We start from the raw sequence: 19,212 nt of genomic DNA on the forward strand, positions 1-19,212 counted from the left end.
TGCGCTGCACCATCAGGGCAGGCACAGCATGCGCCATGCTGCGATCTGTCCTTACCGTCGGCGGCTGGACCATGGCCAGCCGCATCCTCGGCTTTGCGCGCGACATGCTCGTCGCGGCGCGGTTGGGCGCGGGGCCGGTGGCAGATGCCTTCTTCGTCGCACTGAAACTGCCCAACCTGTTCCGCCGCCTGTTCGGCGAGGGCGCCTTCAACGCCGCCTTCGTGCCCGGCTTCGCCGGAACGCTGGTGAAGGACGGCCGCGCCGCCGCGCAGGACCTGGCGGAACGCATGGGCGCGCTGCTCGGCCTGTGGCTCGGGCTGCTGACGATGCTTGGCCTGGTGTTCATGCCGCAGGTGCTGGTGGTGCTCGCCCCCGGCTTCCGGGCAGAGCCCGAAAAATTCGAACTCGCCGTCGAACTGACGCGCATCACCATGGGCTACCTGCCGCTGATCTGCCTGACGGCGTTGGTCTCGGGGGTCTTGAACGGGCTTGACCGGTTCGCGGCGGCGGCGGCGGCGCCGGTGTTCTTCAACCTGCTGCTGATGGCGGCCCTGGTGGGGCTGGCGCCATATGTGGCCACGCCCGGCCATGCGCTTGCCTGGGGTGTGCTGGCTTCCGGCTTCGTCCAGTTGGCGATGGTGTGGCTGGCGGCGCGGCAGGCCGGCATGGCGTTGAATCTGTTGCGTCCGCCGGCGATCACCCCCGCAGTGATGCAGGTGCTGCGCCGCATGGGCCCGGGGCTGCTCGGCGCCGGGGTCACGCAGATCAACCTTGCTGTGGATGTGGTGATCGCCTCGCTGCTGCCCTCCGGGGCGGTGTCGTTCCTGTATTACGCGGACCGGGTGGCGCAATTGCCGCTTGGGGTGGTGGGCGCCGCGCTCGGCACCGCCATGCTGCCGCTGCTGTCGCGGCAGTTGCGGGCGGGCCAGACCCTGTCGGCGCATCGGTCGATGAACCGCGGCACGGAACTGGCGCTGCTGCTGACCCTGCCATCCGCGGTGGGACTGGCGGCAGCGGCCGGGCCGATCGTCGCCGCCCTGTTCCAGCGTGGCGCCTTCGGGGCCGAGGCGGCCCACGCCAGTGCCACGGCGCTGGTCGCCTATGCCTTCGGCCTGCCGGCCTTCGTGCTGGTGAAGGTCTTCGCCCCGGGCTTTTTCGCGCGCGGCGACACCGCGACGCCGGTCCGGATCGGTATCGTCACGGTGGCGCTGAACCTGGCGCTGAACCTGCTGTTCATGAGCTGGCTGGCGCATGTCGGCATCGCGCTGGCGACGGCCTGCGCAGCCTGGGTGAATGCCGGGCTGCTGGCCTGGATGCTGGCGCGGCGGGGGCACTTCGTGCCGGATCGCCGGTCACGCCGGCGCGTACCACGCATCCTGGTAGCGAGCCTGGTGATGGGGGCGGTGGTGGGCGGTGTGGCGCTGCTGCTGCCGCCCGCGGAAGGATCCGCTGCGCGAGCGATGCAGGCCGCCATGCTAATCGGTGCGGGCGCGGCGGCCTATCTCGGGGCCGGCATGGTGCTGCGGGCCTTCAATGTGCGCGAGGTGCTCGGCATGCTGCGCCGGCGCGGACGAGCCGGGGTCGGCAGCCGCACCTAGACTCACAGGGCCCGCGCGCGCTGTCGGATCGGCGAGATAGAGCTACCTGCCTGAGCGAAGGGAGGAACGACGCCGCATATGCGCCCTGGAATTCCTCCGTTGCAAAAAGAGAACATGGATCCCCCGATGCTGATCGCTCTCAATTTCGTTGCTCTCAATCTCGTGAATCGGTAAACAGATTGTGAGCAACGTGGTGTCGAAAGCGGATGGACGTGGGCGTGATCCTGGTCGCGCAGCATTTGCGGGGATCGATAGAGGGCCGTAGAGGCCTTCTGTGCGCTGCCGCGACCGCGCCAGGAAACGGGCCGCACGGTTCCGCCCGCGCGGCCAGCACCTTCGCCCTCATGCCGGATGCGGCCTTTGCGCCGACATTGACGTCGGACCTCGCCGTGGCGGCGGACCCGGCCACCACCTCGACACACCCGGCCACCATACGGACCGGCAGTCGAGCGCGGACGCGCCGGCCGGCCACCCGCCGACCGGGCGGTGCCAAGCGCCCGGCCGCCAAGGGCGGCCGAGGCCGAAGTCACAGACCACACCACCACGAACTGACGGGCGTCGCGCATCGCAGGCCAATGGCCGCGGCGCTGCTCGCACCGACCATTCCTCCCCCGTCGGCGATGCCCGGGGCGATGACGCTTGTTCCCAACCCTTTCCCGGCCAAGCGGCCTGGACCCAATTCCCCCTAGGAGACCACGATGTCTGGAACCTGGACCCCCGGCCCCGGCGCTACGAGCGGCAATGACAGCTTCGCCGGGTCTGCCGGCAACGACACGGCCGCCGGCCTCGCCGGCAACGACACGCTGGTCGGCAACAACGGCAATGACAGCCTGGTCGGCGGCGACGGCAATGACAGCCTGGTTGGCGGCGCAGGCAACGATACCATCCTGCCGGGCGCCGGATTGGACCACATCGACGGCGGCACCGGCACCGGCGACCTCGTCTCTTATGTGGATGCGACAGGGCCGGTTGGCATCACGGTGCAGGGCGCGAGCAACATCCAGCTCGGCGGCGCAGCGGCCGGCGATACGATCACCAATGTCGAAGGCTTCGTCGGTTCCAATTTCGACGACACGATCATCTCGCCGAATGGCGGCTTCGGCCTCTATGGCGCCGGCGGCAATGACATCATCGTCGGCGGCCAGCAGAAGGACACCATCGTCGGCGGCGCTGGCTCCGACACCATCTACGGCGATCAGCAGGACGATTCACTCTTCGGCGGCTACTGGGACCCGACCACGGGGGAAGCCTTCGAGGATCTGCAACGGGATTACATCATTGGCGGCGGCGGCAGTGATACGGCCTATGCCGGGCAAAATGACGTCATGGTCGGCGGCACCGGCCAAGGTGACGTCGCCTATTTGCCTATCGGCTATAGCCACGTCAGCGGCAATGACACGATCGTCAACTACCCGACCAGTGGCGGCGGCACCGTTTCTGCCACCTTCGAGATCTGGACCAGCACCGTCCCGGGCGCGGCGCCGATCTACCTGAACAGCTTCGAGTCCGTGAACTTCTACGCCGGCGCCATCTGCTTCGCCTCCGGCACCCGCATCGCCACCGCGCGCGGCGAGGTCGCGGTCGAGGATCTGCGCGTCGGTGACCTTGTGGTCGCGGCCCATGGCGGCGCGCCGTTGCAGCCGGTGGTCTGGCTCGGCCACACCCGCGCCAATGTGGCCCGCCATCAGGACCGTGCGAAAGTCGCCCCGATCCTGATCAAGGCCGGCGCACTGGCGGATGGCGTTCCGTTCCGCGACCTTCGGATTTCGCCAGACCATTCGATCTTCGTCGACGGCCATCTGGTACCGGCGAAGCACCTGGTGAACGGCAGCTCCATCATCCAGGAACTGTGGTGCCCCGAGGTGACCTACTGGCATGTGGAACTGCCGGCGCATGGCCTGCTGGTGTCGGAAGGCGCGGTGACCGAAAGCTACTTCGACGACGGCAACCGCAAGCACTTCGACAACTACGGCATCACCACGCTGTTCAAGGACTTCGAGAGCGAGCGCCACAATGGGCGCTACGCGGCGAACACCTGCTATCCGCTGCTGCAGGATGGGCCGGGGCTGGATCGCATCCGCGCCCGCGTTGCCGCGCGGGCCGAAGCGGTCGCCCTGGCGGTCCGCCAGACCGCCTGAAGGTCCGGAGCGGCTTGCGCGATCGACGGCGCTCGCGCAACCGCTCCAGGCCACTGTTCGAAAAGCATGCGCCGCCCGGGTGACTCCACCCGGGCGGAACTTTGCGTAGCACCTGGCCGATGCCGGGCGCGGCGGGTTCCAGTGTCAGGCCTGCCCCTGCCCCACGCACCCGCTGACCCTGTTGCCGACACCCAGCCGTTTCATTAACTTTCCGAAAAATATGCAGTTTCGGAGGAATGCCGGGTGACCAGACCATATCCGTCCGCGCTTCGGTGCGGTGCGCATCCGCGCGCCGTCGCAGCCAGCCTCTCGCGATAGGGCGCCATCATGTCCGGTACGACACTGGGTGGCGGCGATGATGCCTATGCCGACACGACGGCCGGTGCCGCCTCGATCTTCGGCGGCGCAGGGAACGACACGGTCCTCGGCGGGCCCGGCGACGACACGATCGACGGCGGCGCGGATGACGACAGCCTGGTCGGCGGCACCGGGCTCGACCTTGTCTTCGGCGATGACGGCAACGACACGCTGGACGGCCGGGATTCCGACGGCGGCACCGACCCCGACCGGATGATCGGCGGCGGTGGGAATGATTCGATCATCGGCGGTGCCGGCGGCGACGACCTCATGGGCGGCGACGGCGACGACACCATCCTCGGCGGCGACGGGGATGACAACATCGCCCTGGATGCCGGGCAGGACCTCGGGTTTGGTGGCGCCGGGAACGACTACATCAATGGCGGCCCGGACTACACCGACACGATCCTCGGCGGCACCGGCGCGGACACCATCCTGACCGGCGATGGCAGCGACAGCGTGAACGGCGGCGATGCGCTTGGCGGGCCGGATGGGGCGGACAGCATCATCCTTGATGGGGTGATGTTCGACGACACGCTCAACGGGCCCGCCCCACAGATCGGCGGTCACGACACGATCAGCTGGGGCGACGGCCAAGGCAACGACACCGTCTATGGCGGGATGGGCCACGACGTCGCGCAGATCGACAAGCCCGAGACCTATACATACGAACGGATCGGGCGCGGCCATCCGCTGGGCCGCGACGGCATCAACGACTGGCTGGTCTATCGAACCCAGGGGGCGTAGGACACGCTGACCCTGTATGATTTCGAGGTCGCCTGCTTCCTCGCCGGCACGCTGATCGCGACACCCATGGGCGAGGTGCCGGTCGAGAGCCTGCGCGCCGGCGACCTGGTGCTGACCGGCCCGGGGCGCGACGTGCCGCAGGGGCTGCTCTGGGTCGGCCGGACCCGCACGCGTATCGCCGGGCATCCGGACCCGTCACGCGTCGCACCGATCCTGGTGCGCGCCGGGGCACTCGGCGGCGGGCGCCCGGTGCGCGACCTGCGCGTCTCGCCGGAACACGCGCTGCTGCTGGACGGCAGGCTGGTGCCCGCCGGGCTGCTGGCGAACGGCACCACCATCGTCCAGGAGGATTGGCGGCCCGAGGCCTTGTACTGGCACCTTGAACTGCCGGCGCATGGCATTGTCTGGGCCGAAGGCGCGCCTGCGGAATCCTATTACGACGACGGCAACCGCGATCAGTTCGACAACCACCCGGTCACCGCGCTGTTCCGCGACTTTTCGCCGCATCAGCCGCGCCCACGCTACACCGCCGCGGTCTGCTTTCCGCTGCTGCGCGACAAAGCGGCGCTGGACAGGCTGAGGGCCCGGCTGGCCGGCGAGGCGATGCGGCGCAGCGCCTGAGCGGGTACCCGTATGCGCGTCAGGCCCGGTAGGGGCCTGGCCCCCCAATTCATCGGCGAACGCCGCGCTGCTGGGCGCGGTTGAAAGGGGCTCTATCGCCCCGCGGTGGATTGGCTGCGCAATTCCCGTGCGCGGGCCAGCACCCGGTCTTCCAGTTCCGCCGAGGTCGCCGGTGTCACCAGCGCATCCAGCCAGTTGTTGCCCTGGCGGACCTGGCGGAACACCGACACGCGGATGCCATCCGAACGCAGCTGGCGCCCCATGACATAGGCCGTCGCCTTGAAGCGTTCGGTCGTCGTGCCGGGGGGCGAATACCAGTCGGTGATGATCACGCCGCCGAACGGATCGGCCGAGGCCAGCGGCATGAAGGCCAGCGTGTCGAGCGTCGCCCGCCACAGATACGCATTGACGCCCAGGCCGGCGCCGCCGCCCGGGGACCCGGCATCGGCCGACCCAGAACCGCCGGAGCCGGACCGGGAGGTGCCGAACAGCACGATGCCGTCGTCCTGCCCGGTCAGGCGCCCGCGCACGCGGTCACGGCCGGATTGGGACGTGTATTCATCCCGGCCGACATTGCGGACTTCGTTGGAATCGCCGCAGGCACCCGCCAGCGAGGCGATGCCAAGAGCGCAGATGAGGGCCGCGGGGCGGCGCCAGGGGGGGGCGGCTCGGGTCATTGGGGCGTCTTGTAGCCCCTGAACGGTGTCACTGAAAAGGCAAGGCTGCTGAAACGCTTCACAGCGCCTGCGGATCGGCCGCCGCGAAGGCGACCGGCGCGCTGCCGGACCGGTTCCGGTCCCGCATGGTGCGCAGGGCGTCCTCCAGCCCGCGCGCGTAGCGAGGCGTGTCGAACAGCCGGCCCTCGGCGAGCCCGGCGGCCAGCCTGGCACGCAGATCAGCGCGGGCTGCCGCATCCTTGGCCAGCGCGATGGCACGCGCCTCGAACGCGGCGTCGCTGTCCACCACCAGGTCGGGCAGGCCCACCGCATGCAGCAGGCTGGCGGCGACCCGCCCGGCGAAGGCCTCGCCGATCCGCGTGAGCACGGGCAGCCCGGCACCCAGCGCATCGCAGGCCGTGGTGTGCGCATTGTACGGCAGGGTATCGAGGAACAGGTCCGCCAGGGCATGCCGGCCGAGATGGTCGGCATGGTCCACCCGCAGGGCCATCACCAGCCGCGCCGGGTCGATGCCGCGGGCCGCGGCGGCATCGCGCAGGTTGCTGGTGGCCACCGCGCTCTCCTCACGCAGCCACAGCACCGAGCCGGGCGTGGCGGCAAGGATGCGCATCATGCCGTCGAACGCCTCGGGCAGGATCTTGTGGGTGTTGTTGAAGCAGCAGAAGACGACGGCGTCCTCGGGCAGGCCGAACTGCGCGCGGGTCAGCCCGGCGATGGTGATCTCCCGCTGGTCGTCGGTGGGCATGAAGCAGCCGGGCAGGCGGACCACCTTCTCGGCGTAGAAGCGGTCGGCGCCGTCGGGCACCGTGACGGCGTCGGCCAGCACGTAATCCATGAAAGGCGCGCCCATGGTGCCGGGATAGCCGAGGAAGACCGCCTGGACCGGCGCGATGCCCTGGGCGAACAGCACTGTGCGGGAATCCCCAGTATAGCCGTTCAGGTCGATCGCGATGTCGAGGCCAAGGCCGCGCACATGCGCGACAGCGGTTTCATCCGGCATCGTCGAGATGTCGTGGAAGCCGTCCACGGCCGCGCGAAGCCGTGCCTGCACCGCATCCCCGGTCAGTCGGCCGAGCGAGATGGCATGCACTTCAAAGGCCGAGCGATCGTGCAACTCCAGCAGCCGGGCCATCAGGTGGCCAACCGCATGTTCGCGCAGCTCCCCGCTGACATAGCCGATGCGGATCGGGCCGCCATCGGTGCGCGCGGGCAGCGCGGTGCGGCGCGCGCGCTGGTTCTCCCGCGCATGCAGGCTGGCACAGTGCAGGTGAAGGCCAGGATCGTCGGCGATGCACAACGCCTCGAATGGCGGCAGGCGCAGGCTGCCATCGGTGGCGCCGGCCAGGACGGCGCGGCGCGTCGGCGCGAAATCCGACCAGTCACATAGCCGCATCCGGTTGAACAGAAGCATGGCCTGGGCGGCATCGGGGATGCGTCCCGGCGGCAGGGCTGCGGCGCGCGCAAAGGCTGCGATCGCCCCTTCGGTATCCTTGCCCGCCAAACGGATATTGCCGCTGATCAATTGCACCGAGCGCGAGGCGGGGTAGAGGGCAACCGCGCGATCGAGCACTGCCACGGCGTCCGCATCGCGGCGGAGGCCGCTCAGGGCCAGGCCGCGGCCGGTCAACCCGCGTTCGAGCTCCGGCTGGAGGCGCAGGACCTCATCGAAGATCTCAAGCGCCGGAGCGTAGTCGGTCAAGTTGAGCAATCCCTGGCCCAACGTGGTCAGCAACTGCAGCGTGGCGCCGTGGGTGCGCGCCGTGTGGCGCAGGAACTCGATGGACTCGCGGTTGCGACCGAGCCGTTGCAGTACCGCGCCGGCATGCGCCGCGGCCGCGGCATGCGCAGGATCGGCCGCCAGGGCAGCGCGGAAGGCGGTGAAGGCCTCCTCCACGCGGTCCAGCGCCATCAGGCAGGTGCCGAGGTTGTTGTGGAAGTCGGCGTCGATGCCCGCGAACCGGCGGATCAGGATCGTGCGATAGGCTTCCATCGCCTCCGCATGGTGGCCCATCTCGAGCAAGGCATCGGCCAGGTTGAAATGGGCGAAGGCGAAGCCGGGATCGGCCCCGATGGCGCGGCGGAAGGCCTGCACCGCTTCGGGCCGGCGGCCGAGGGCGCGCAGCACATTGCCCAGGTCGTTGAGCAGCGTTGGATCGTTCGTAACGCGCGCGACCGCGGCCTGGACGTGCTTCAGGGCCTCGGCGGCATCGCCCTTGGCGAACAAGGCGAGGCCGAGCAGCCGGTTCACCTGCGCGTCGCCATGGTCCTGTGGCAAGACACGGCGATAGCAGCGGATCGCCTCATCCAACTGACCGTCCTGGTGCAGCGCGATGCATTGGCGGAGATCGAGGTTGGCCGCCATCGGCAGTTCCTTCGTTGGTGACCTTCTGCGGGGACTTGAAGCGGCCCCCGCAAAAAGCGAAGGGCGGCAGGGTTTCCCCTGCCGCCCCCGTTGCTTCCGATCCGATGGATCAGAAGGCCAGGCGGATGCCCACGATGCCGATGTTGATCGTGCGCGTGTTGCTGCCGTTGAAGGAGGCAAGGGTCGTGCCCGAGCCGCCGTAGCGAGCATTGGTCGGCTGCACAGTCGGCACGTTCTCGTCGTTGATGTTGTTGTACATCCCGAAGAGCACCAGGCCCGGAGCCAGGTTGTAGGCGACGCCCACGCCCCAGAGGGTCTGGGTGCGGTCGGCGAGGTCGCGGAACACCGGCGACCGGGCGCCCGTGCCACCGGCGACGCCGCTGACCAGCTGCGCACCGTTGCCCTGCGTGCCCTGACCGTAGACCGCACCGAACACCAGCGGGCCCATCGTGTAGGTGGCGCCGAGCAGCCAATGCTGCGAGCCATCCACACCCGGGTTGACAGCGGTGCGGCCAACCGAGGCGCCACGATACTGGCCCCAGGTGTATTCACCACCGATCGAGAAGCCGTAGCCGGTCAGCACGAGGCCGCCGGTGTAGGCGTAGATCGACTGCGCGCGCGGGAGAGCGACCGAGCCGAGCGGCTGACCAGCGCCGTTCTGCGAGCCGGAGCTGCCCCACATGCCGCCGAGGCCGGCGATCACGCCCACCGGGCCGAAGGTGCCGCGGTAGCGGACGGCCGCCGACATTTCGTTCTCGATGCCGAGGCGGTCGCGCTGCGAGGCGGTCAGGCTGCCTTCGTTGTTCGTGCGCTCGCCCTCGCCAGCGTTCGAAGCGTAGGACAGGCCGAAGTCAAAGCCGGCGAACTGCGGCGACAGGTAGATGATCTTCGTCGCGTCGTTGCCGTCGTTGATGCCCGACATGATGTACGGGGCGGTGTCGGCCAGACCGGTCTGGACGATGAACTCGTCCCACTCGGCGTCGCCGCCGAGGGCCTGGGAGGCCGGAGCGCGAACCTGCAGCAGCGAGGCGGCGCTGTCTTCCTGACCGAAGCGGAAGGTGCCGAGGCCGTCGAAGCCGAGGTAGCCGTACAGTTCGTCGAAGGACACCGTCGTGCCGTCACCCGTGGTGACGACGACGTTGTCCATCTGGAATTCGAACACGGCGCCGTAGGTGATGCCGTTCGAGGTGCGGCCGTCGACGAAGACGTTCAGCTCGGCGTCGTTGCGCTGGTCATAGCGCGAACGCGCTGCGGCGTTCGGGCCCTGGCCGGCGGCACCGTTGCGGCTGCGCGCGCGGTCCCAGTCGTCCTGCACCGCTGCCATCGTCCAGGCGAAGTAGCCGCCCAGGCGGATCGACAGACCACCGGCACCGGCCATCGCCGGCGTCGGCGCGGCCGTCACCTGCGTGGACGGGGCCGCGGGGCCGACGTTCAACGGGGTCGGGGCAACGCCAACAGCGCCAGCCGGCGCGGGCGTCGGAACGCCCTGGCCGACGGCCCCACCACCGCCACGCGTCGTCTGGGCGAAAGCCCCCGGCGCCAGCAGGGCGGCGCCGACAACAGCGGTCGTCCCCAGCAAAATCTTGCGCATTCTAGTCCTCCTCATCGCCGGCAAACCGGCAGTTCCGACGGCCGCCCTGCCCCCCCGGACAGGGTCCGCCGCCGCTTTCCCCCCAATAAGGGCGGAAGGGCGGCGTCGTGGCCTGACCCGGACTATGTCCTGGCGGCGCGCCGGGCGGCAACCGCCCATGAACCCCCGACGCGACTTACCTGAGACACTGTGGCGGGGGGGCCACAGCCTGTGGCGCCAGCCCGTCGATGGCCGCGAGCCCCGCCGCCCGGCGCGGCACCTGCCCCGCGGTGCCCGCCGCAACCCCCCCAAGAGCGATCGCCGGAACGCCCAGGCCGCGCGCGGCTGCCAGCCAGCGCAACGGCCCGAGGGCGGGCGCACCCGGGTGGCTGCGCGTCGCGAAAAGAGGCGACAAGAACGCCAGGTCGGGACGCAGCCGCCGTGCCCGCGCCGCCGAGGCCGCTCCGTGATGGGCGGCGATCGTCAGCATCGCGCCCGGCGCCCCCGCCCGCCGTGCCAACAGGAAGGGCAGCACCCCGTTCGCGGCGCGCCGGTCGGGCAGGTGCAGCCCGGCGCGCGCCGCCAGGGCGTCCCGTCCATCTGCCCCGACCAGCAGGACCAGGCCGCGCCGTCGCGCCAACGCCGCCAGCCGGGCCCGCATCGGCGGCGCCAGGCCACGCGCCAGCACCCCCGACCCGCGCGCCAGGGCCGCCGCCGCCGCCAGCGGGTCGGGCAGGCGCACCGGGTCGGTGACCAGCCACAGCACCGGATGCCGCCCCGCGCGCCGCAGGCGCCGGGCCCGCATGGCCAGACGGGCGGCATCAACCATTCGATGGATTCCGGTTCGCGCCGATCTGCCCTAGCCTTGCCATGCCATGTCCTACGCCACCGAGATTCCCGCCAGCCTGGCCGCCATCCGCGCCAGGATCGCCGAGGCCTGCATCCGCGCCAACCGGGCGCCGGAGGCCGTGACCCTCGTCGCCGTCTCCAAGACCCATCCGCAGGAGGCGGTGATCGCCGCGCTCGCCGCCGGCCAGACCGTGTTCGGCGAAAACCGCGTACAGGAGGCGCAGGCCAAGTTCCCCGGCCTGCGCGCCGCCCACTCGGCGTTGCGCCTGCATATCATCGGCGGGCTGCAGACCAACAAGGCGCGCGATGCCGTGGCGGTGGCCGATGTGATCGAAAGCATCGACCGCCCCAAGCTGGCCGCCGCGATCGCCGCGGCCATGGCCAAGGAGGGTCGCCGGCCCGATTGCCTCGTGCAGGTCAATACCGGGGACGAGGCGCAGAAATCCGGCATACCGCGTGCCGAGGCGGACGCCTTCATCCGCGCCGCGCGGGATGAGTACGGGCTGCCCGTTACCGGGCTGATGTGCATCCCGCCGGCCGAAGGCGACCCGCGGCCGCATTTCGCCCTGCTGCGGGACATGGCGGCGCGCCATGGTCTCGCGGTCCTGTCCATGGGCATGAGCGGGGATTTCGAGGCAGCGATCGCCGAAGGCGCCACCCATGTGCGGATCGGCACGGCGATCTTCGGACATCGGCCTGCCCCGGCCTGACCCGCCAGCCCCCGGGCACGCCGATTGCTGGCATGGTGGTGCGATGGAACGGGGTATCGGCCATGTCGGACATCTATGCGGCGCGCGGCTATGGCAGCCGGAAGCAGGGTTTCGGCGGCAAGCCGGGGCTGGTGGTGGTGGATTTCCAACGCGGATTCATCGACCCCGAATTTCCGATGGGTGGCGCGCCGATGGTGGATGCGGCCGTGCGCCGCACCGTGCCGCTGATCGAGGCTGCCAAGCGTGCCGGCCTGCCGGTGGTCGCCTGCGTCAACGGGTATTTCAGCCCCCGCGCCGCGCCGCATTGGAAGGCCGACCCGGTCTATGACCTGCTGGCGGGCACCCCATCGGTGGAACTGGACCCGCGCATCGCCGCCGCCGGCCCCGATGTGGTGCTGATGAAATCGGCACCCTCCATCTTCTTCGGCACCCCGGCCGGCGCCATCCTGACCAGGGAACGGGTGGACACGGTGATCGTGACGGGGTGCATCACCTCGGGCTGCGTCCGCGCCAGCGTGATCGACGCCTTCTCCCTGGGCTTCCGCGTCATGGTCCCGGCCGATTGCGTGGGCGACCACGACCAGGCCGCGCATGACCAGAACCTGCTGGATGTGGACCGCCGCTACGCCGATGTGATCGACGGCGCCGCGGCGATCGCCGCCATCGAGGCCTGGCGCCGGGCCAACGACCGGCCTTGACGCGCCCGCCCCGGCGCGGGATCACCCGCGCCCCACACCTGTGAACGGTCCTGTGCGATGAGCCGCGTCTTCTCCGGCATCCAGCCTTCGGGCGTGCCCACCCTCGGCAACTACCTCGGCGCCATCCGCAACTGGGTGCCGCTGCAGGACACGCAGGAGGCGATCTATTGCGTCGTCGACCTGCACGCCATCACGCAATGGCAGGACCCGGCCGACCTGCGCCGCCAGACGCGGGAGATGGCCGCCGCGCTGATCGCCTGCGGGCTCGACCCCAAGCGCTGCATCCTGTTCGTGCAATCGCATGTGCGCGCCCATGCCGAACTGGCCTGGATCTTCAACTGCGTGGCGCGGCTGGGCTGGCTGAACCGCATGACGCAGTTCAAGGACAAGGCCGGCAAGAACCAGGAAGCCGTGTCCTCGGGGCTGTATGTCTATCCCAACCTGATGGCGGCCGACATCCATGCCTATCACGCCACCAAGGTGCCGGTGGGCGACGACCAGAAGCAGCATCTGGAACTGGCGAACGACATCGCGCAGAAGTTCAACCATGACTACGGCGTCGATTTCTTCCCGAACATCGAGCCGCTGATCCAGGGGGTCGCCGCCCGCGTGATGTCGCTGCGCGATGGGTCGAAGAAGATGTCGAAGTCGGACCCGTCCGACCAGTCGCGCATCAACCTGACCGACGATGCCGACACCATCTCCCAGAAGATCAAGCGGGCGAAGACCGACCCAGAGCCGTTGCCCGACCACATGGCGGGCCTGGAAGGCCGGCCCGAGGCGCGCAACCTGGTGGGCATCCTGGCCGCCATCACCGGCACCCTGCCGGAGAACGTGCTGCGCGAGCATGGCGGGCAGGGCTTCGGCGCCTTCAAATCCACCCTGGCGGATGCGCTGATCGCGCATCTGTCGCCGATCGCGGCGGAGATGAAGCGGCTGCTGGAAGATCCGGCGGCGCTGGATGCGGCGCTGCGGCTGGGCGCAGACCGCGCGGGCGCGATCGCCGAGCCGATCGTGGCGAAGGCGCGGGATATCGTGGGGTTTCTGCCGGCGAAGTGATCCGGCGGGGGCGGGAGCGGTCGGCGTTCTACCGGGCGCCCCAGCGCCGCGCCCCGCGCGGTCCTCCCTGCGACGGGATCGTTCTCACCGTGTGTGATCGATTACCCTTGCCCGCCCGGGCGATGCCAGCCGGACGGGGCCTGCTCCGGCCAGTGCGGGAGCAGGCATACGTCCCGCTCGCCTGAACGCATGCGACCGGTCGTGCCGGCGCCGAGCTAAAGCGTGATCGCCGCAGATGGAATCACCGGAGGCGTGAGCAAGAGCGAACGGATCCTGCTCTATGCGCGCCCGACCGTCGCCCGCGTCGCCACGCCACCGCCGCCGGGCACTTCCGCCAGTTCCAGCGCCGCCTCCAGCGCGCGGCGCAGCGTGACCAGCTTGCGCTCGTTCTCCACCTTCAGCCCGAACACGTCCTTCACGTAGAACACGTCCACCGCCCGCACGCCGTAGGTGGTGATGTGCGCTGACGCGATCTGCAGCCCCTGGTCGCTGATCGCCGCCGTCACGTCGTGCAGCAGCCCGGGCCGATCGCGGCCATTCACTTCGATGACCGTGTAGGTATTGGAGGCGTGGTTGTCGATCACCACGCGCGGCGGCACCGTCACCGCGCGCAGCCGCGCGGGCTCGCGCTTCAGCTTGCGGATTTCCTCGCGCAGCCGCAGCCGGCCGGACAGCGACTGTTCCACCAGCACCGACAGTCGGGCCAAGCGGTGCGGTGCCTCGAAGGCGCCGCCCTGGGCGTCCTGCACCCAGAAGGTGTCCAGCGCCATGCCATCCGTCATGGTGTGGATACGCGCATCGACGATGGTGGCGCCGGCCATCGCCAGCGCGCCGGCGATGCGGCTGAACAGGCCGGGATGGTCGGTGCAATAGACCGTCACTTCGGTCACCGCGCGTGATTCCAGCACGCGGGTGCGCACGGTCAGCGGCGCCTTGGCTTCCTTCGCCTCCTGGATCATGGCGGCGTGGCGCGCATGCGTCTCGGGGTCGAAGGACAGCCAATATCCCGGGTAGCCGAGTTCGAGGAAGGCATCGACCTCCGGCTTCGGCCGGTCGGCCAGGAGCAGCGCCGCGGCTTCCTTGGCGCGGGCCACGCGCACGTCGCGTTCGGGCACCGACAGCCCACCAGCCAGCACTTCCGCTACGCGCCAGTAAAGTTCGCGCAGCAGCGTCGCCTTCCAGCCGTTCCACACCTTGGGGCCCACCGCGCGCATGTCGGCGACAGTCAGCACCAGCAGCAGGCGCAGCCGTTCGGGGGACTGCACGACTTCCGCGATGTCGAGGATCGTCTTGGGGTCCTCGATGTCGCGCTTGAAGGCGGTCTGGCTGATCATCAGGTGATGCAGCACCAGCCAGGAGACGGTCTCCGTCTCCTCGGGCGTCATGCCCAGCATCGGGCAGATCGCCTGCGCCAGTTCCGCGCCGAGTTCCGAATGATCCCCGCCGCGCCCCTTGGCGATGTCATGCAGCAGCACGGCGACATACAGCGCGCGGCGGGACTGCAACTGGCCGATCAGTTCGGAGGCGACGGGCGCGACCTCGTTCAGCTCGTTGCGTTCCAGCGCGCCGAGTACGCCCACCGCCTCGATCGTGTGCTCATCGACCGTGAACACATGGTAGGTGTCGAACTGCATCAGCCCGACGATGCGGTGCCAGTCCGGCAGCAGGCGGGAGATGAGGCCCGCCTCGTTCAGCAGTCGCAGCCAGGTGGCCGGGTCGCGCCCCGACAGCAGGTCGAGGAATTCCGCACTGGCATCCTTGTCGCCTCGCAGCCGCGAGACGTGTCGCGCATGGCGGACGATGGCCCGGAAGGCGAGCGGATGGATGTCGAGCCCGCGGTCGCGCGCCATGCGGAAGATCCGCAGCATCAGCACGGGATCGATGGTGAAGTCGTGGCCGGGTGCGGCGATGATCTTGCCGTCGGCCAGCGCGAAGCCGGCTTCGGTCAGCGCCTTGTCGGATGCCGGCACCACCGCGGGCGGGCCGAGCGAGGCGCGCTCGATCGCCGGTTCCAGGATGCGGGTGAAGCGGGCGACGTCGCGCACCATCAGGAAGAAGTGCTTCATGAAGCGCTCGACGCCGTCCTGCAGGCCGTGGCGCGTATAGCCCATGCGGGCGCCGACGACGGGCTGCAGGTCGAAGGTCAGGCGTTCCTCGGCGCGGCCGGTGACGATGTGCAGGTGGAAGCGGACGGTCCAGAAGAAGTCCCAGGCGCGGCGGATGGCGCGCGCCTCATCGGCGGTCAGCAACCCGCCGCCGGGCGTAGCCGGGCCGACCAGTTCAGGCATGCGCTGCACGTTGAAGGCATAGCGTGCGAGCCAATACAGCGTCTGCAGGTCGCGCAGGCCCCCACGGCCTTCCTTCACATGCGGCTCGACCAGGAAGGGGCTTTCGCCATAGCGCGCATGGCGCTGGTGGCGTTCGGCGCGCTTGGCCACCAGGAAGGGCGTGAGGCCCCATTCCGCGCGCGCCTTGCGGAAGGCCTCGGCGAAGCGCTGGAAAACCGCGTCCTCGCCGGCGATGAAGCGGGCGTCGAGCAGCGCGGTCAGCACCGTCGCATCGCCCTTGGCATCCACCAGGCAGTCGGCGCGGGACCGCGTCGCGTGCCCGACCTTCAGCCCCAGGTCCCACAGCAGGTAGAGCATGAACTCCACCGACTGCTTGCCGCGCGCGCCCATGCCCGCATCGGTCAGGAACAGCAGGTCGATGTCGGAGAAGGGCGCCAGCACGCCGCGCCCGTAGCCGCCGGTCGCGACCAGCGCCCAAGGCTTTTCCCCCGGCGCGGGCGGCAATGTGGCATCGGTATAGGCGCGGATGCCGACCATCACCGTGTCGGTCAGGGAGGCCAGCCAGCGCGCCGCCGGCAGGCCGGTGATCTCATGCGCCTCGAAGACCTGCTGCACGCGGTTCTGGATGCGGCCGAGATGCCGGCGCAGCAGCGTCACCGCCTCGTCGCGCGGCAGCGGCCGGCCGTCGGGGATCAGGTCCGCGAGCAGGCCGGCGAGCAGGACAGGTGGTTCGCCCGCCACGGGCGCGGGCCGGCGGGCCGGGCCCTCGGCGGGTCCGGTATCGGGTCCGGCGTCGTCCAGGGATGTCATCGGGCTGAACACTATCTATTCCCTGCCGCCTGTGACAGGCCCCAGCAACGTTTTCAGGCGGTAGAGAAATTCAAGTGCCTCTCGCGGACTGAGCGAGTCGGTGTCGAGTTCCGCCAGCGCCGCCAAGGCAGGGTGTTCCGACGGTGCCGCTTCGGCCACCGCCGGGGCCGGCCGGGCGAACAGCGGCAACTCGTCCGACAGCGGGTCGAGGCCGCGCGCGCGGGCCTCGAGTGCCTTCAGAACCTCCTGCGCGCGGGTCAGCACCGGGCGCGGCACGCCGGCCAGGCGGGCGACGTGCACGCCCCAGGATTTCTCCGCCGCACCGGGCCCGACGCGGTGCTCGAACACCACCTCCCCGCGCCATTCGCGCACCTGCATGGTGGCGGGTGCCAGTTCCGGCAACTTGCCGGCGAGCGCGGTCAGTTCATGGAAATGGGTGGCGAAGATGGTGCGGCAGCGGATGCGGTCGTGCAGCGCCTCCAGCACCGACCAGGCGATCGCCAGGCCATCCCAGGTCGCGGTGCCCCGCCCGACCTCGTCCAGCACCACCATGGATCGCGCGGTGGCCTGGTTCAGGATGGCGGCGGTCTCGGCCATCTCGACCATGAAGGTGGACCGCCCGCCGGCGATGTCGTCGGCCGCGCCGACGCGGGAGAACAGCCGGTCCACCAGCCCCAGCCGCGCCGTGTCGGCCGGCACGAAAAGCCCGGCCTGGGCCAGGATGACCAGCAGCGCGTTCTGCCGCAGGAAGGTCGACTTGCCGGCCATGTTCGGCCCGGTGAGGAGGCATAGCCGCCGCCCGGGCGACAGGTCGCAGTCATTCGGCACGAAGGCCGGCCCGCGCGCGCGCGCCAGTGCCGCCTCCACCACCGGGTGGCGGGCCGCGACCACGGCGAAGTCCGCGCGGTCGGTCATCTCCGGCCGGCACCAGCGGCCATCGGCGGCCAGCTCCGCCGCCGCGGCATGGACATCCAGTTCGGCCATCGCCGTCGCCGCGGCCGCGATCCCCGGCGCGGCCGCCAGGCAAAGCCGCCGCAGATGCTGGGCAATGACGCGTTCCCGCTTGCCGGCCAGTTCCCCGGCCTCGGCCACGCGACGGTCGAGATCGGCGAGTGCGGTGCAGGTGAAGCGCATGGCGTTCGCCATGGTCTGGCGATGCACCGGCGCCTGCGGACCATCCTTCGCACCTTCGCGCAGCAGTTTCTCCCCGGCGGCGGCAGGGACTTCCGCCAGGAAGCCGAATTGCTGGTGGTGCCGGATCTTCAGGCTGGCCACACCCCAGGCCTGGGCGAGGTCCATCTGCAACGCCGCGATCGCCCCCCGCGCGCCGTCGCGCAGCGTCCGCAGGGCATCGAGTTCGCCATCATAGCCAGCCGCGACCAGGCCACCGTCTTCGAGGCGCGCCGGCAATGGGTCGGCCAGCGCGCGCAGCAGTTCGGCGCGCGGGCTATCGGCCGGACGCAGGGCGTCCCGCGCCGCGGCGACCAGGGACGGAACCGGCGGCACGCCCGCGGCACCATCGAGTGTCGCTTCCATCGCTTCGGCCCGCGCCAGCCCGTCACGGATGGCGCCCAGGTCGCGGGGTGCGAAACGGTCCACCGACAGCCGCGCCAGGGCGCGCGACATGTCCGGCGTGCCCTTCAGCGTCGAGCGCAGGGCGTCGCGCACCGCGCCGGCCGCCAGCAGGAACCCCACTGCGTCATGCCGCGCGGCGATCGGTCCGGCCTCGGCCAGCGGGGAGGCAAGGCGTGCCGCCAATTCCCGCGCCCCGGCGGGCGTGACGGTGCGGTCCACCGCGCCCAGCAGGGCGTGGCGCGGGTCGCCGCGCTCGCTGCGCAGGATCTCAAGGCTGCGGCGCGTCGCGCCATCCATCTGCAACACGCCGTGCCCGCCGGCCGGCACCGGCGGCGACAGGCGCGGCAGGCCGCCGGCCTGGGTCAGGCGGACATAATCCACCGCCATGGCGGCGGCGGCGACCTCCTCGGCGCTGAAACTGCCGAAACCGTCGAGGGTGGCGACGGCGAAGGCCTCGGCCAGCCGGCGCGTGCCGTCGCGCGGCGGGACGACATGGGCGACGCGGTCGACCAGCGGCAGCAGCGCGGGGGAGCGGGCGAAGTCCTCCGGGGCCAGGATCTCGGCTGGTTCCAGCCGCGCGAGCAGCGCCGGAAGCTCGGCGACCGCCAGGTGTTCCGTGGCGAAGGCGCCGGTCGTGACGTCGAGCCACGCCGCGCCCAGCGCATCGCCGGCCGGCGCCAGGGCCAGCAGCCAAGCCGGGCGCGTGGCTTCCAGCAACGCTTCTTCGGTCACCGTGCCGGGGGTGACCAGCCGCGTGACCTCCCGCCGGATGGTCGGTGCCTTGCGGCGCTTCTGCTCCTCGGGCGTCTCGGTCTGGTCGCAGATGGCGACGCGGTGGCCCTGGCGGATCAGCCGCGCCAGGTAGAGATCGACCGCATGGGCGGGCACGCCGCACAGCGCGACCTTCTCCCCCTGGTGCTCGCCGCGCGAGGACAGCGCGATGTCGAGCGCGGGCGAAGCGACCTCCGCATCCTCGAACAGCATTTCGAAGAAATCGCCCATACGGAAGAAGATCAGCGCATCGGGATGGGCCGCCTTGGCGGCGAACCACTGGGCGATCGCGGGGGTCGCGCCGGCGGCGCGCGGGTCCGATCCCCCTTCGGGGGCGCGAAGGGGCTTGCGGTTCTGCGTCGGCGCGCCTGTCATGCCCACG

The 19,212-nt window shown here is 70.4% G+C and carries 13 protein-coding genes; 7 read left to right on the forward strand and 6 right to left on the reverse strand.

Annotated elements, in window-relative coordinates; genetic code table 11:
* The first annotated feature begins 35 nt into the window (after positions 1 to 35).
* The 4 genes from murJ to AAFN86_RS04545 all read left to right on the forward strand — a co-directional run bounded on the left by murJ (position 36) and on the right by AAFN86_RS04545 (position 5,461).
* Entirely contained in the window at positions 36 to 1,598 is a 1,563-nt protein-coding gene (murJ, locus tag AAFN86_RS04530; protein ID WP_347542031.1) for a murein biosynthesis integral membrane protein MurJ, read from the forward strand.
* A 698-nt stretch (positions 1,599 to 2,296) separates the two neighbouring features.
* Positions 2,297 to 3,736, forward strand: a complete 1,440-nt coding sequence (locus AAFN86_RS04535; RefSeq protein WP_347542032.1) for a Hint domain-containing protein — start codon at positions 2,297 to 2,299, stop codon at positions 3,734 to 3,736.
* A 327-nt stretch (positions 3,737 to 4,063) separates the two neighbouring features.
* Complete coding sequence (locus AAFN86_RS04540) at positions 4,064 to 4,840, forward strand: calcium-binding protein (RefSeq protein WP_347542033.1); 777 nt, start codon at positions 4,064 to 4,066, stop codon at positions 4,838 to 4,840.
* A 12-nt stretch (positions 4,841 to 4,852) separates the two neighbouring features.
* On the forward strand, positions 4,853 to 5,461 hold the full coding sequence (locus tag AAFN86_RS04545) for a Hint domain-containing protein (RefSeq protein WP_347542391.1): 609 nt from the start codon (positions 4,853 to 4,855) through the stop codon (positions 5,459 to 5,461).
* Positions 5,462 to 5,553: 92 nt separating this feature from the next.
* On the opposite strand, the gene AAFN86_RS04550 is transcribed toward AAFN86_RS04545, so the two are convergent.
* The 4 genes from AAFN86_RS04550 to AAFN86_RS04565 form a co-directional block, all read right to left on the reverse strand.
* Positions 5,554 to 6,138, reverse strand: coding sequence for a DUF3576 domain-containing protein (locus tag AAFN86_RS04550; RefSeq protein ID WP_347542034.1), 585 nt, complete (start codon positions 6,136 to 6,138; stop codon positions 5,554 to 5,556).
* Positions 6,139 to 6,196: 58 nt separating this feature from the next.
* Positions 6,197 to 8,500, reverse strand: a complete 2,304-nt coding sequence (locus AAFN86_RS04555; RefSeq protein ID WP_347542035.1) for a tetratricopeptide repeat protein — start codon at positions 8,498 to 8,500, stop codon at positions 6,197 to 6,199.
* A gap of 109 nt (positions 8,501 to 8,609) precedes the next feature.
* Positions 8,610 to 10,091, reverse strand: a complete 1,482-nt coding sequence (locus tag AAFN86_RS04560; RefSeq protein ID WP_347542036.1) for a porin — start codon at positions 10,089 to 10,091, stop codon at positions 8,610 to 8,612.
* Between the two features lie 175 nt (positions 10,092 to 10,266).
* Entirely contained in the window at positions 10,267 to 10,899 is a 633-nt protein-coding gene (locus tag AAFN86_RS04565; protein ID WP_347542037.1) for a thiamine phosphate synthase, read from the reverse strand.
* A gap of 46 nt (positions 10,900 to 10,945) precedes the next feature.
* Between AAFN86_RS04565 and AAFN86_RS04570 the strand changes: the two genes are divergently transcribed.
* The 3 genes from AAFN86_RS04570 (at position 10,946) to trpS (ending at position 13,386) form a co-directional block, all read left to right on the forward strand.
* A complete protein-coding gene (locus AAFN86_RS04570) occupies positions 10,946 to 11,629 on the forward strand; it encodes a YggS family pyridoxal phosphate-dependent enzyme (protein WP_347542038.1) in 684 nt (227 codons plus the stop codon).
* Positions 11,630 to 11,691: 62 nt separating this feature from the next.
* Positions 11,692 to 12,327, forward strand: coding sequence for an isochorismatase family protein (locus tag AAFN86_RS04575; RefSeq protein ID WP_347542039.1), 636 nt, complete (start codon positions 11,692 to 11,694; stop codon positions 12,325 to 12,327).
* 57 nt (positions 12,328 to 12,384) lie between these two features.
* Complete coding sequence (gene trpS, locus AAFN86_RS04580) at positions 12,385 to 13,386, forward strand: tryptophan--tRNA ligase (RefSeq protein ID WP_347542040.1); 1,002 nt, start codon at positions 12,385 to 12,387, stop codon at positions 13,384 to 13,386.
* A 278-nt stretch (positions 13,387 to 13,664) separates the two neighbouring features.
* On the opposite strand, the gene AAFN86_RS04585 is transcribed toward trpS, so the two are convergent.
* Both AAFN86_RS04585 and mutS read right to left on the reverse strand, forming a co-directional pair.
* Positions 13,665 to 16,484, reverse strand: coding sequence for a [protein-PII] uridylyltransferase (locus tag AAFN86_RS04585; protein ID WP_408906587.1), 2,820 nt, complete (start codon positions 16,482 to 16,484; stop codon positions 13,665 to 13,667).
* 15 nt (positions 16,485 to 16,499) lie between these two features.
* Entirely contained in the window at positions 16,500 to 19,205 is a 2,706-nt protein-coding gene (mutS, locus tag AAFN86_RS04590; protein WP_347542042.1) for a DNA mismatch repair protein MutS, read from the reverse strand.
* Between the last annotated feature and the right edge of the window lie 7 nt (positions 19,206 to 19,212).

This window comes from Roseomonas sp. CAU 1739 (assembly GCF_039839775.1).
Lineage (GTDB): Bacteria > Pseudomonadota > Alphaproteobacteria > Acetobacterales > Acetobacteraceae > Neoroseomonas.

What these genes read in the sequence shown, in the direction of transcription:
- trpS (WP_347542040.1), top strand. Translation starts at nt 12,385, where the DNA reads ATGAGCCGCGTCTTCTCCGGCATCCAGCCTTCGGGCGTGCCCACCCTC.
- AAFN86_RS04585 (WP_408906587.1), bottom strand. Translation starts at nt 16,484, where the DNA reads ATGACATCCCTGGACGACGCCGGACCCGATACCGGACCCGCCGAGGGC.
- AAFN86_RS04535 (WP_347542032.1), top strand. Translation starts at nt 2,297, where the DNA reads ATGTCTGGAACCTGGACCCCCGGCCCCGGCGCTACGAGCGGCAATGAC.
- AAFN86_RS04540 (WP_347542033.1), top strand. Translation starts at nt 4,064, where the DNA reads ATGTCCGGTACGACACTGGGTGGCGGCGATGATGCCTATGCCGACACG.
- AAFN86_RS04570 (WP_347542038.1), top strand. Translation starts at nt 10,946, where the DNA reads ATGTCCTACGCCACCGAGATTCCCGCCAGCCTGGCCGCCATCCGCGCC.
- murJ (WP_347542031.1), top strand. Translation starts at nt 36, where the DNA reads ATGCTGCGATCTGTCCTTACCGTCGGCGGCTGGACCATGGCCAGCCGC.
- mutS (WP_347542042.1), bottom strand. Translation starts at nt 19,205, where the DNA reads ATGACAGGCGCGCCGACGCAGAACCGCAAGCCCCTTCGCGCCCCCGAA.
- AAFN86_RS04565 (WP_347542037.1), bottom strand. Translation starts at nt 10,899, where the DNA reads ATGGTTGATGCCGCCCGTCTGGCCATGCGGGCCCGGCGCCTGCGGCGC.
- AAFN86_RS04575 (WP_347542039.1), top strand. Translation starts at nt 11,692, where the DNA reads ATGTCGGACATCTATGCGGCGCGCGGCTATGGCAGCCGGAAGCAGGGT.
- AAFN86_RS04555 (WP_347542035.1), bottom strand. Translation starts at nt 8,500, where the DNA reads ATGGCGGCCAACCTCGATCTCCGCCAATGCATCGCGCTGCACCAGGAC.
- AAFN86_RS04550 (WP_347542034.1), bottom strand. Translation starts at nt 6,138, where the DNA reads ATGACCCGAGCCGCCCCCCCCTGGCGCCGCCCCGCGGCCCTCATCTGC.
- AAFN86_RS04560 (WP_347542036.1), bottom strand. Translation starts at nt 10,091, where the DNA reads ATGCGCAAGATTTTGCTGGGGACGACCGCTGTTGTCGGCGCCGCCCTG.